Annotated in this window: 11 protein-coding genes and 1 pseudogene; 8 read left to right on the forward strand and 4 right to left on the reverse strand. The window is 34.0% G+C overall.

Features of this window, described 5'->3' with window-relative positions; genetic code table 11:
• Positions 1–65 precede the first annotated feature (65 nt).
• Complete coding sequence (locus ON07_RS13050; protein WP_010232288.1) at positions 66–794, reverse strand: DUF4294 domain-containing protein; 729 nt, start codon at positions 792–794, stop codon at positions 66–68.
• A 159-nt stretch (positions 795–953) separates the two neighbouring features.
• Here ON07_RS13050 and ON07_RS13055 point away from each other — a divergent pair, with 159 nt between their 5' ends.
• The gene (locus tag ON07_RS13055; RefSeq protein WP_010232290.1) at positions 954–2,042 is read left to right on the forward strand and encodes a M42 family metallopeptidase; all 1,089 of its coding nucleotides are present in this window, start codon (positions 954–956) and stop codon (positions 2,040–2,042) included.
• A gap of 231 nt (positions 2,043–2,273) precedes the next feature.
• Positions 2,274–3,257 carry a DNA topoisomerase IB gene (locus ON07_RS15630; protein ID WP_010232291.1) on the forward strand — a complete coding sequence of 328 codons (984 nt, stop codon included), beginning with the start codon at positions 2,274–2,276 and terminating at the stop codon, positions 3,255–3,257.
• A 7-nt stretch (positions 3,258–3,264) separates the two neighbouring features.
• On the opposite strand, the gene ON07_RS13065 is transcribed toward ON07_RS15630, so the two are convergent.
• Positions 3,265–3,945, reverse strand: a complete 681-nt coding sequence (locus ON07_RS13065; protein WP_029331992.1) for a hypothetical protein — start codon at positions 3,943–3,945, stop codon at positions 3,265–3,267.
• 105 nt (positions 3,946–4,050) lie between these two features.
• Here ON07_RS13065 and ON07_RS13070 point away from each other — a divergent pair, with 105 nt between their 5' ends.
• Positions 4,051–4,863 (forward strand): glycoside hydrolase family 16 protein, encoded by an 813-nt coding sequence (locus ON07_RS13070; protein ID WP_010232295.1) that lies wholly within the window; start codon positions 4,051–4,053, stop codon positions 4,861–4,863.
• 10 nt (positions 4,864–4,873) lie between these two features.
• Here ON07_RS13070 and ON07_RS13075 read toward each other — a convergent pair whose 3' ends face one another.
• On the reverse strand, positions 4,874–5,833 hold the full coding sequence (locus tag ON07_RS13075; RefSeq protein WP_010232298.1) for a phosphoribosylaminoimidazolesuccinocarboxamide synthase: 960 nt from the start codon (positions 5,831–5,833) through the stop codon (positions 4,874–4,876).
• Positions 5,834–5,903: 70 nt separating this feature from the next.
• On the reverse strand, positions 5,904–6,857 hold the full coding sequence (locus ON07_RS13080) for a PhoH family protein (protein ID WP_010232300.1): 954 nt from the start codon (positions 6,855–6,857) through the stop codon (positions 5,904–5,906).
• Positions 6,858–7,055: 198 nt separating this feature from the next.
• Here ON07_RS13080 and ON07_RS13085 point away from each other — a divergent pair, with 198 nt between their 5' ends.
• The 5 genes and pseudogenes from ON07_RS13085 to dnaN all read left to right on the forward strand — a co-directional run bounded on the left by ON07_RS13085 (position 7,056) and on the right by dnaN (position 11,923).
• Positions 7,056–7,889, forward strand: a complete 834-nt coding sequence (locus ON07_RS13085) for an SAM hydrolase/SAM-dependent halogenase family protein (protein ID WP_010232303.1) — start codon at positions 7,056–7,058, stop codon at positions 7,887–7,889.
• Positions 7,890–8,188, forward strand: a pseudogene (locus ON07_RS15635) (putative quinol monooxygenase).
• A gap of 137 nt (positions 8,189–8,325) precedes the next feature.
• Positions 8,326–8,937, forward strand: a complete 612-nt coding sequence (locus ON07_RS16710; RefSeq protein WP_010232307.1) for an ABC transporter permease — start codon at positions 8,326–8,328, stop codon at positions 8,935–8,937.
• A 3-nt stretch (positions 8,938–8,940) separates the two neighbouring features.
• Positions 8,941–10,614, forward strand: a complete 1,674-nt coding sequence (gene gldG, locus ON07_RS13100) for a gliding motility-associated ABC transporter substrate-binding protein GldG (protein ID WP_029331995.1) — start codon at positions 8,941–8,943, stop codon at positions 10,612–10,614.
• A gap of 190 nt (positions 10,615–10,804) precedes the next feature.
• The gene (dnaN, locus tag ON07_RS13105) at positions 10,805–11,923 is read left to right on the forward strand and encodes a DNA polymerase III subunit beta (RefSeq protein WP_010232309.1); all 1,119 of its coding nucleotides are present in this window, start codon (positions 10,805–10,807) and stop codon (positions 11,921–11,923) included.
• Positions 11,924–11,980 lie beyond the last annotated feature (57 nt).

An 11,980-nucleotide genomic window follows, 5' to 3' on the forward strand; every position in this document is an offset into this window, starting at 1 on the left:
CGGAAAGCCCGACCCCGAGGCTCGCGAGGGGAAACGCCCAAAATATTAAAGGAATTAACTATAAGTTATCTTCCGGTTGTCCATTTATTAGTAAGCTCGTGAAAATTAAAGTCTAATACACTGGGTTGCGGCTCTAGAATCTTAGATTGAAAGGAGCGCTGAAGAATATCTTCTATTAAATAGTCCTCCTGATTGGATTCTGGATGATACTCTTCTTTTAGAGAAATGTCGAATAAGCTGGCTGTAGAATTGTACCAGAAGGCGCGCCAACCACTTTTTAGATCTTTAATAAGCTTGAACGCTGTCTCCCCCGTTTGCCTATGGATGAGTTTTACCAATATCTGACCTTCGGTACGAGTGAGCTTTTTAAGTTCGGCAGAAAATTGATCTTCAATATAGTTCTGTACTACTTTAGTATATCTCTTTCTGTCTCTTTTGGATTTAATTTGACCTAACCTAGATTCCAGTTCCAATAAACGTTCTGAAGCCAATTTAGCATACGGATAGACTTTTCTGGTTTTTCTCCTTAATATAAGGTAGCGCCTTCTAGCCTGATCTGACCCAAATTTCAGCTTTCCAAGAATAAGCACCTCATCCAAATCTATAGTCTCGCGAACAACGGTGTCCCCCATTACTATAAAATATTCCCTTTGAGTAGTATCTTGCTGAATAGTATCCTGCTCTGGAACATTAGTTTGGCTCCATGCATTTAACAGAAGTAAAAAGAAAATATATGTTAGCTTAAATTTCAAATTGCAACTTTTTAAATTTTGAATATCATTTACTAAAACCATTCCAAATTTACAATTATTGCACTTGTAGGAAATTTTATTCTTATTAAATTCGTGCTAAATATTAGGTGTACTAGCTCTTTTTTAGCTTATACTAGGAATGTTACCGGTTTCAGGATAAATTATGAAATCGGCTATTTATAGAAATAATCAAAATATACTATGACAAAGAAAGATTTGCTTGATAAAAAATCCATGGAATTCCTTAAAAAATATCTAAATAACGCCTCCCCTACTGGTTACGAATGGGAAGGACAGAAAATTTGGATGGATTATATGAAACCTTATGTGGATGAATTTATAACCGATACTTACGGAACTGCGGTTGGGGTAATTAATCCGAAGGCAAAATTTAAAGTGGTAATAGAAGGTCATGCAGATGAAATTTCATGGTATGTAAACTACATTACCGATGAGGGACTTATCTATGTAATAAGAAATGGTGGAAGTGACCATCAAATTGCTCCTTCTAAAAGAGTAAACATCCATACTAAAAATGGTATTGTTAAAGGCGTTTTTGGATGGCCTGCAATACATACTAGAAATAAAGAGAAAGAAGAAACACCTAAATTAGATAACATCACTATAGATGTTGGTTGTTCTACAAAGACTGAAGTTGAAGAATTAGGTGTTCATGTTGGTTGTGTAATAACATATCCAGATGAATTCTTTATTCTTAATGATAATAAATTTGTTTGCCGTGCTTTAGATAACAGAATGGGTGGATATATGATTGCTCAAGTTGCACGTTTACTGAAAGAAAACAAGAAAAAATTACCTTTTGGATTGTACATTACTAACTCTGTACAAGAAGAAATAGGTTTGCGAGGTGCCGAAATGATTACGCAGCGTATTAAACCAAATGTGGCTATTGTGACGGATGTTACTCATGATACTACAACTCCCATGATTGATAAGAAAACAAATGGGTATGCGAAAATTGGTGCTGGTCCCGTAATTTCTTATGCGCCTGCGATACAAAATAAGCTGAGGGAATTAATAATTGATACCGCAGAGAAAAAGGATATTCCATTCCAAAGAAATGCAGCTTCCCGCGCAACGGGGACAGATACTGATGCTTTTGCATACAGCAACGGCGGTGTAGCATCTGCTTTAATATCTTTACCGTTACGATATATGCATACCACGGTTGAGATGGTACATAAAGATGATGTAGAGAATGTTATTAAGTTGATTTATGAAAGTCTTCTAAATATTAAAGATGGAGAGACCTTTAGCTATTTTGATTAAGGCTAAGTCATCTACAATATTTTTAAACGGTTGCTTCATTTTTGTTGAAGCAACCGTTTTTATTTATTTAATTTTTCACAAATAATTATAATCTGTTCGCTTCCATTCCTTTTATATTTATAATAAAAAAGGAAATGACTTTAACGCCAAATGAAGTAAGCGGATTATTGAATAATCCTGAGCAAGCGGCTAGTATTGCAAACCTCATCTATATATCTGAATCCAAACTTAGTGTTTCACGAAAAAAAGAGAGGTCGAGGCTATACCTACAATAGAGATGGAAAGAAAATCTTGGCGGGCAAAGAACTAGATAGATACAAAAGCTTAGTTATCCCGCCGGCATGGAGAGATGTTAGAATATCCCATCTAGAAAATGGACATCTACAGGTTGTGGGTTTCGATGAAAAAAGTCGGAAACAATATATGTATCACCCAACTTGGTCTGAATTAAGAAACAAAACCAAATTCTTTAAGATGATCACTTTCGGAAAAGCCTTACCGAAAATCAGGAAAAAAGTAGATGAAGATCTTGATCAATCTAAAATGAATGAGCGTAAAATCTTGGCGCTAGTTATCCGGTTAATGGAAGAAACCCATATTAGAGTTGGAAATGAATATTATGCAAAAAAGAATAAAACCTATGGTCTATCTACTTTAAGAACTAAGCATGTAAAGATCTCTAAGAATAAACTTAAGTTTGAATTTGTTGGTAAAAAAGGTAAAGAACATTCGGTTTCAGTTTCCGATAAAAAGCTAATCAAACTAGTAAATCAATGCGAGGAAATTCCGGGATGGGAACTCTTTAAATTCTATGATGAAGATGGGCAGAAGCAAACGGTTGATAGCTCTATGATAAATGGATATATTCAGGAACTAAGTGGGTCGAGTTTTACAGCCAAAGATTTTAGAACTTGGGCAGCTTCAAAAATATACTTTGAAACGCTATATGAAATTGGATACAAAGAAGATGAAAAAGAAAATGCAAAAGCCATATTAGAAGCTATTGATGCTTCAGCAGAAGGTTTAGGCAATACCAGAACAGTTTGTAAAAGCTATTATGTGCATCCATTCATTACCGAAAATTATGAAAATGGAGCTATTGTTCCTTATTTTAATAAAGTAAAAGAGAAAGAATCTGAAGATTCTTCCTCTTTATCTAGTTCAGAAAAGGTGATGTTAGAAATGATAAGCGATTACGAAATTGAGTTAACTTAAATAGGAATTAATTAATAGTTTCGTAAAATTTCAGCATTTCTTTAAAATCGTCAATTTCTTTCATTTTTTGTTCCTTAAAATATTCTTTTAAATCTGACGAATTCTTTAAAATCTTTTTAAAATCTTTTTCTTTTAATCTAACCTCAGTCAAAGGATTTCCATTTAAACTCAGGTAATAATCCATATTAATTATAATTTTAGATGGCTTGTCCCTCTCATAACTAGTTGTAGCAGCTTGGGCTGTTGTAATCCTAGATTTTGGCTCTCCAATAAATAAAATATCATCGCTTTCATAATATTTTATGTGGTAACCAGAAATGACCTCACCTTCCTTGGTAATCATTTTTTTGAGAAAAAATGAATATTCAGGTAATTGAAATTCAAAATTTTCCGTACGCGGCAAAATAAAAATCTCATTTTGATTTGGTTTTTGCTTAATTTCAACAATATCTTTAAGTACATTATATCTAAAAAATACTTCCACATCATTTTTACCCTCTTGTAGAAGTTTTCCTTTAGAAAATTCCTCAATTAGGTATGGTGATCCATCCAATTTGCTATTACTTATTTGACCGTTCTCATTATAAACTTTAAGTTGATCTCTCAAAGTCACATAATCACTTACTTCGTTTTGAGAAAACCCTAAATAGGAATTAAAAAATAATACAATTACAATAATTTTTTTCATTTTATTTTTTTTTGAAAATGCTAAATACAAGAGACTAAATGCTATTTTTAATATTCAACAATTATACCATAAAATAAGATCATATTAAACTAAGTTTACTGAAATTTGAAATTATTTATTGGCATACTTTTAGCAAAGAGTGAATCTCAACTTTTTAATATGCGAGCGCTAATTCTCTTATTTATTTTAATCTCTCCAAAAATGCAATCTCAAGATAGAAGCCTAGTCTGGGCGGAAGAATTTAAAGGTAGAAAGATCGATACTGATATTTGGAATTTCGAAAAAGGTTTGGGTCATAATAATGAGGAGCAATATTATACTTCTAGAACTAACAATATTCGTATTGAAGATGGTATACTAATTATTGAAGCTAGAAAAGAAAATCATAAGAGATCTAATTACACTTCTGCCAGAATAAATACAGATGAAAAAAAACTTTTTAAATATGGCAGAATTGAAATAAGGGCAAAATTACCGGAAGGGAATGGAACCTGGCCTGCAATTTGGCTGTTGGGAGAAAATAAGGAGAAAGTTGGATATCCTGAATGTGGGGAAATAGATATTATGGAGCATGTAGGCAAATCTCCAAATGAGATTCATGGGGCTATACACTTTCCAGAATTGGATAACAAAAAAATGAATTCATCTGCAAAAAGTTTTGAGATACCTTTTTCTTCAGATGGTTTTCATAATTATGCAATTGAATGGGATGAGAAAAGCATCAAATATATGATAGATGATCTAGAGTTTCACTGCTTTACCATTGAAGACGCAGAGAGAGAAGGACGAGAAAACATCTTTCAAAAACCGTTTTATTTAATTATAAATTTAGCTCTTGGAGGAAAATGGGCCGGAGAAATAGACGATTCCATTTTTCCAGCCCGGTTTTATATCGATTATGTTAGGTATTACAAATAGACAAAAAAGTCTATTTCCTTCTATGTTTTAGGTAATCCAGAACATTGCTTTCAATGCGTTTTTCAATATTGGAAACATCTGCTTTTTCGAATGGAAATCCTGTAATCTTTTCATATAATTCTATATACCTTTCTGAAACTGTAGCAATATAATCATCGCTCATTTCCGGGACTTTTTGACCTTCCAAGCCTTGAAAATCATTTTGAATTAGCCATTGTCTCACAAATTCTTTAGATAATTGCTTTTGAACTTCGCCCTTTTCCTGTCGCTCTTTATATCCTTCAGCATAAAAATAACGAGAAGAATCTGGGGTATGGATTTCATCTATCAGTACAATTTCTCCATCTGTCGTCTTTCCAAATTCGTATTTGGTATCTACTAAAATTAAACCATGAGAAGTGGCAATTTCGCTTCCTCTTTGGAATAGTTTTTTAGTATAATCTTCTAAAAGCTCATAATCGTCCTTAGATACAATACCTTTTTTTAAAATATCTTCTTTAGAGATATCCTCATCATGATCGCCCATTTCAGCCTTTGTAGCTGGAGTTATAATGGGAGTAGGAAATTTATCATTCTCCTTCATTCCCTCAGGCATTGAAACTCCACATAGCATTCGTTTCCCAGCTTTGTACTGTCTTGCTGCATGCCCAGATAAATAACCACGGATTACCATTTCCACTTTAAAAGGCTCACATTTCTTTCCTACGGCCACGTTAGGATCTGGTGTTGCCTCTAGCCAATTTGGAACAATATCGATAGTTGCAGCCATCATTTGGGTTGCAATCTGATTTAAGATCTGGCCTTTGTAGGGAATACCTTTAGGCATAACTACATCGAAAGCGGAAAGTCTATCGGTTGCAATCATTACTAAGAGGTCATTTTCTAAGTGATAAACTTCCCTAACCTTTCCTTTATATACTTGGGTTTGTCCCGGAAAATTAAAATTGGTGTCAATTATAGTATTCTTCATAAATAGTATTAAACCTCAATATAGAGATCACATTATTTTTTTGTTGAATTTAGTTGAATTCGAATATTTATTATTCAGCGTGTTCGATCTTCTTATAAGCTGCGATAATATTTTTAACTAATTTATGTCTTACCACATCTTTATCATCTAAATAGATCATCCCTATTCCTTTGGTATCTTTTAATACAAGTAACGCCTCCTTCAATCCTGAAACAGTTCTTCTTGGTAAATCTATTTGTCCCGGATCTCCGGTAATCATAAATTTTGCATTTTTTCCCATCCTTGTGAGAAACATTTTCATTTGGGCATGCGTAGTATTTTGTCCTTCATCCAAGATCACAAATGCATCATCTAAGGTTCGCCCACGCATAAATGCTAAAGGAGCTATTTGTATAATTCCTTTTTCTATAAATATTTCCAATTTTTCATGCGGAATCATATCTCTAAGCGCGTCATAAAGAGGCTGCATGTAAGGATCTAGTTTCTCTTTTAAATCCCCCGGTAAGAACCCTAAATTTTCTCCTGCTTCCACAGCAGGTCTGGTTAAAATGATACGTTTTACCTGCTTTTCTTTGAGTGCTTTTACAGCAAGCGCAACACCCACATAGGTTTTCCCTGTACCTGCAGGACCAATAGCAAAAAGCATATCGTTCTTCATAGCAAGTTCCACTAACTTACGCTGATTTGCAGTTTTAGCTTTTATAAGCTTACCTCCAACTCCATGCACCAATGTTTGTCCGCTCTCAGTAGAAGTAGAATAATCTTCCTTCCCATTACTGGAAAGCACACGTTCTATTACATTTTCATCTAAGGTGTTATACTTTCCAAAATGATCCATCAACATTGTGAATCGCCTATCAAACTCCTCCAACATATCCTCATCTCCATAAACCATTATTTTACTACCACGAGCAACAATCTTAAGTTTTGGATAATACTTTTTAAGGAGTTCAATGTGTTCATTTTGTTGTCCAAAAAATTCTCTTGGACTAATTTCGGAAAGTTCGATAATGAGTTCGTTCAAAAGCAGTAGGTTTAATGTTAGATTTTAAATCATTTTAAGTTTTTATTCTAGTAACAATGTAAGATTTTACTTGATGAAAATTGTCTATTTTTATAGAAATTTCTTCAGGATTTGGATGAAATAAATTTATCTTCGCCTGTATTACAAACTTACAATAAATAACAGGCTTCACCTTTAAAAAAATATCAACAATTACTTATGGCCATCATTACTTTAACGACAGATTTTGGAGAAAAAGATCACTTCGCTGGAGCCGTTAAAGGGACTATCTATTCAGAAATGAATGATGTTCGTATTGTTGATATTTCGCATTCCATCTCTCCTTTTCATATTACGGAAGCCTCTTATATTATAAAAAACGCCTATAAATGTTTTCCTAAAGGCAGTATTCATATTATTGGAATCGATTCAGAATTAACTCCCGAAAATAAACATGTGGCGATTCTCTTGGACGATCATTATTTTATATGTGCAAATAATGGAATTCTTTCTCTAATCGCTTCCGAAATTAAACCTGAAAAAATTGTAGAGATCAATATCCATAATACGGTAGAAACTAATTTTCCTGTGCTTGATGTTTTTGTGAGGGTAGCTTGCCACATCGCTCGCGGTGGAACATTGGATGTGATTGGGAAATCTATTGAAAGTATTAAATATTTAAAGGAAATTGAACCTTATATCAATTCTGAAAAAAATCAGATTATTGGGCATGTACTTTATATAGACAATTATGGAAATGTTGTAACGAATATCACTAGAAAGATCTTCGAAAATGTTGGAAAGGGCAGGAAATTCAAGATCACAGCTAGAACAGCTAAATTTTCCAATGTTTATAAAACGTATAGTGATGCTATAGACTTTAAGCAGGATAAAGACAAACGGGAAGAAGACGGCAAGAAACTGGCTATATTCAATTCTGCCGGTTATATAGAACTAGCTATTTATAAGAGCAACCCTAGTACTGTGGGCAGCGCTTCTACCCTTTTTGGATTAGAACTTAGAGATACTGTAACCATAAAATTTGAATCTTAAATGTTTGTACGAATTGTAAAAATGGGCTTTCAGCCAGAAAATATAGAAACTTTTTTTAAGCGATTTTGAAGCTATTAAGTCTAAAGTGAGAGGTTTTGAAGGTTGCCTTTTTTTTAGAACTTTATAGAGATAAAAGCAATACAAATCAGTTTTTCACGTATAGTTATTGGGAAAACGAACAGGCTCTAGAGAAGTATCGAAATTCAGATCTTTTTAAAGGAGTTTGGGAAAACACCAAACAATATTTCAATCAGAAACCGGAAGCTTGGAGCGTAGATAAATTAGTGAGTTTAGAATAAAAAAATCATATTGGTAGCGATCCTTAATAAAGAAATACGATCATTTTTTTCTGCACCAACCGGCTATTTGGTGGTGGGAATATTCTTGACGCTTTGCAGTCTTTTTTTTATTCGTTTTTTCCGGCTCCTATAATATTTTGGATAACGGTTTTGCAGATTTAAAGCCATTTTTCGATCTAGCGCCTTGGATTTTCATCTTTCTAGTTCCCGCGATCACCATGAAAAGTTTTGCTGAAGAAATAAAACAAGGCACAATGGAACTTTTGCTTACCAAACCCGTAAGTCTTTGGAATCTTGTTTTAGGTAAATATTTTGGAGCTTTAGTAGTATCGCTTATTGCAATCCTACCTTCAATATTTTATGTATTTACTATCTATTCTTTGGGAGACCCGGTAGGAAATATGGATATTGGAGCTACTTTAGGCTCTTATTTAGGTTTAATTTTACTCGCTGCCTCTTATACTTCTATTGGGATATTTTCTTCCGCAGTATCCAATAATCAGATCACCGCGTTTATAATTTCAGTTTTTCTTTGCTTCTTTTTATTTTTTGCTTTTGAAGGAATAGCCGATTTTAAACTATTTGAGGATTCAGATTACGGAATTGAGTATTTAGGAATTAGTTATCATTATAAAAGTATGAGCCGCGGAGTTTTAGATACGCGGGATCTTATTTTCTTTTTTAGTGTAATTCTTCTATTTCTTTCGTTTACATATTTCAAGATTTATTCAACTAAAATTAAAGCCTAGCTCTTGAAAAACTTGACAAAATATAAAGAGCTATTTATAGTAATTATTGGATTACTGGTGTTGAATATTCTTGCATCCAAAATTCATACTAGATTCGATCTCACGGAAGATAGCAGATATACGCTGTCTCATGCTGCCAAGGCTATTATAGATGAAATTGAATCGCCTATAATAATCGATGTGTTCTTAAAAGGCACTTTCCCTCCGGAATTTAGAAGGTTACAAAGCGAGACCAGACAGTTTCTAGAAGAGATGGCTGCTTATAATTCCAATGTAAAATTCAATTTTATAGATCCGTTAGCCGAGGGTGACGATGCAAATGCGGTAGCTCAGGAATTTTATGAATTAGGAATGACCCCGGCGCGAATTAGCGTCATGGAAAATGGAAAGGCCAGTGAATCTATTATTTTCCCTTGGGCAATCGCAAATTTTAATAACAAAACTGTAAAGATTCCGCTGCTTAAGAATAAGTTAGGAGCAACAGATGAGGAGCGCGTAAATAATTCGGTGCAGCAATTGGAGTATTCCTTTGCCGATGCGATTGGGCAATTGGTACAGCCTAAGAAAAAAATGATCGCAATCATGCGCGGGAATGGAGAATTGGGAGATGCTTATATCGCCGATTTTATCAAAACTATTAGGCAGTATTACTTTGTAGCACCATTCACTTTAGATTCTGTAGGTAATTATCCCCAAAAAACATTGCAAGATCTAAAGGAATTCGATCTTATTATTGAAGCAAAACCTACACAAGCATATTCAGAAAAAGAGAAGTTGGTATTAGACCAATATCTTATGAATGGCGGGAAGTCACTTTGGCTTTTTGAACAAACTGCAATGGAAAGTGACAGTTTATTCAACCAAAGAGGAAGTGCCTTTGCATTGCCTAGAGATCTCAATTTAAACGACCTTTTCTTTTCTTATGGAATCCGTATAAATCCTGCTTTAGTAAACGATATTTATTCGGCACCAATAGTTTTGGCAAGTGGCAGTGGGAACGACACGCAGTTTTCTCCGTATCCATGGTTCTATAGTCCGCTTACTACTTCGCCAAATAACCACCCAATAATAAATAATATTGAGGCGGTGAAATTTGAATGGGCGAATCCCATAGATATTCTTGGGAATGACATTAAAAAGACCGTGCTTCTTTCCAGTTCTCCTCAATCCAAGATCGAAGGAGCACCCAGAGAGATAAGTTTGAATTTATTAAATACTCGTCCGGATCTTTCCACCTATACTGCAGGAGAGTTGCCGTTGGCGGTTTTGCTTGAAGGAGAATTTAAATCAGTGTATAAAAACAGAGTGAAACCTTTTGATTTGGATGATGCATTAGATGATGGAAAACCGACCAAAATGATCGTAATCTCCGATGGAGATGTTATAAAAAATCAGCTTCAGAAAGGGCAGCCTTTAGAATTAGGTTTCGATAGATTTACAGGAAACACTTATGGGAATAAGGAATTTTTACTGAATGCAGTAAATTATCTTTTAGATGATTCCGGACTAATAGATATTAGATCTAAAGAAATAAGTATTGCTTTTTTAGATTCTCAAAAGACAGCAAAGGAGCGCGAAAAATGGCAACTATTAAATCTTGTTATTCCTTTACTCTTATTGGGGTTTGGTGCTTTTATCTTTTCTTTCTTCAGAAAAAGACGCTACCTAAAAAAGTAGTCTTGTAGTTCGTAAACATTGGTCAAGATTAAATATTAACAATATCCCAGACAATATTTTCAAGAAGCCTTTAATTTCAAGGAGTTGATAGAAATTATTTCATTTTTTCTGTTAATAAAATATCACCTATTACACTTCGGTTTTTAAAGGATTAAGATATATTTGTATTGATTAAATAACTGTTAGATCCATGAAATTTATAGTATCCAGTACGTATTTATTAAAACAGCTTCAAATATTAGGAGGCGTTATTAACAATAACAACACACTTCCTATTTTAGATAATTTTTTATTCGAATTAAAAAAGGATGAATTAACGGTTTCGGCTTCCGATTTAGAGACTACCATGTCGGCTAAATTGAAAGTAGAATCAGATTCTGAAGGCTCTATCGCTGTTCCTGCAAGATTGTTATTGGAAACTTTAAAAACGTTCCCAGAACAACCACTTACATTCGTAGTAGAAGATAACAACACTATAGAATTAAGCTCTAACCACGGGAAATATGCTTTGGCATATGCTAATGGGGAAGAATTCCCAAATGCAGTAGAGCTTAGCGATCCTAGCAGTACAATTATCCAAGGAGATGTATTGGCGATGGCGATTAGTAAAACCATTTTTGCCTCAGGAAACGATGATCTTAGACCTGTTATGAGCGGAGTGTTCTTTCAGTTCTCTACAGAAGGCTTAACTTTTGTTGCTACAGATGCTCATAAATTAGTGAAATATTCCAGAGAAGATGTAACTGCTTCTCAGGCAGCAGAATTTATCATGCCTAAAAAACCTTTGAATCTTTTGAAAGGAATTTTGGCTGGAAGTGAGACCGATGTACTTATCGAGTACAACGAATCTAACGCAAAATTCATATTTGAAGATACTCAGTTAATCTGTAGATTGATCGATGGGAAATATCCTAACTACGAAGCGGTAATACCAAAGGAAAATCCAAATAAGCTGGTGATCGATAGAAGTCAGTTTTTAAGCTCAGTAAGAAGGGTTTCTATTTTCTCTAACAAAACTACACACCAAGTTCGTTTAAAGATCGCTGGTGCCGAGTTAAATATTTCAGCAGAAGATATAGATTACAGCAATAAAGCAGAAGAACGTTTAACTTGTTCGTACCAAGGAGACGATATGCAAATAGGTTTTAACTCACGTTTCTTAACAGAAATGTTGAATAATCTTAATGCTAATGAAGTTCAATTGGAAATGAGTTTACCAAATAGAGCCGGAATACTTACTCCGGTAGATGGCTTGGATGAAGGTGAAAAAATCACAATGCTGGTAATGCCGGTGATGTTGAATAGTTAAGAAACTATCATTTTTAATTATTATTGAATCCTGTCTTTAATTAGACAGGATTTTTTT

The sequence above is a fragment of the Gillisia marina genome (assembly GCF_000258765.1).
Lineage (GTDB): Bacteria > Bacteroidota > Bacteroidia > Flavobacteriales > Flavobacteriaceae > Gillisia > Gillisia marina.

Excerpts from the sequence above, each read along its gene's own strand:
- dnaN (WP_010232309.1), top strand. The coding sequence starts at position 10,805 with ATGAAATTTATAGTATCCAGTACGTATTTATTAAAACAGCTTCAAATA.
- ON07_RS13050 (WP_010232288.1), bottom strand. The coding sequence starts at position 794 with ATGGTTTTAGTAAATGATATTCAAAATTTAAAAAGTTGCAATTTGAAA.
- ON07_RS13055 (WP_010232290.1), top strand. The coding sequence starts at position 954 with ATGACAAAGAAAGATTTGCTTGATAAAAAATCCATGGAATTCCTTAAA.
- ON07_RS13075 (WP_010232298.1), bottom strand. The coding sequence starts at position 5,833 with ATGAAGAATACTATAATTGACACCAATTTTAATTTTCCGGGACAAACC.
- ON07_RS13065 (WP_029331992.1), bottom strand. The coding sequence starts at position 3,945 with ATGAAAAAAATTATTGTAATTGTATTATTTTTTAATTCCTATTTAGGG.
- ON07_RS13085 (WP_010232303.1), top strand. The coding sequence starts at position 7,056 with ATGGCCATCATTACTTTAACGACAGATTTTGGAGAAAAAGATCACTTC.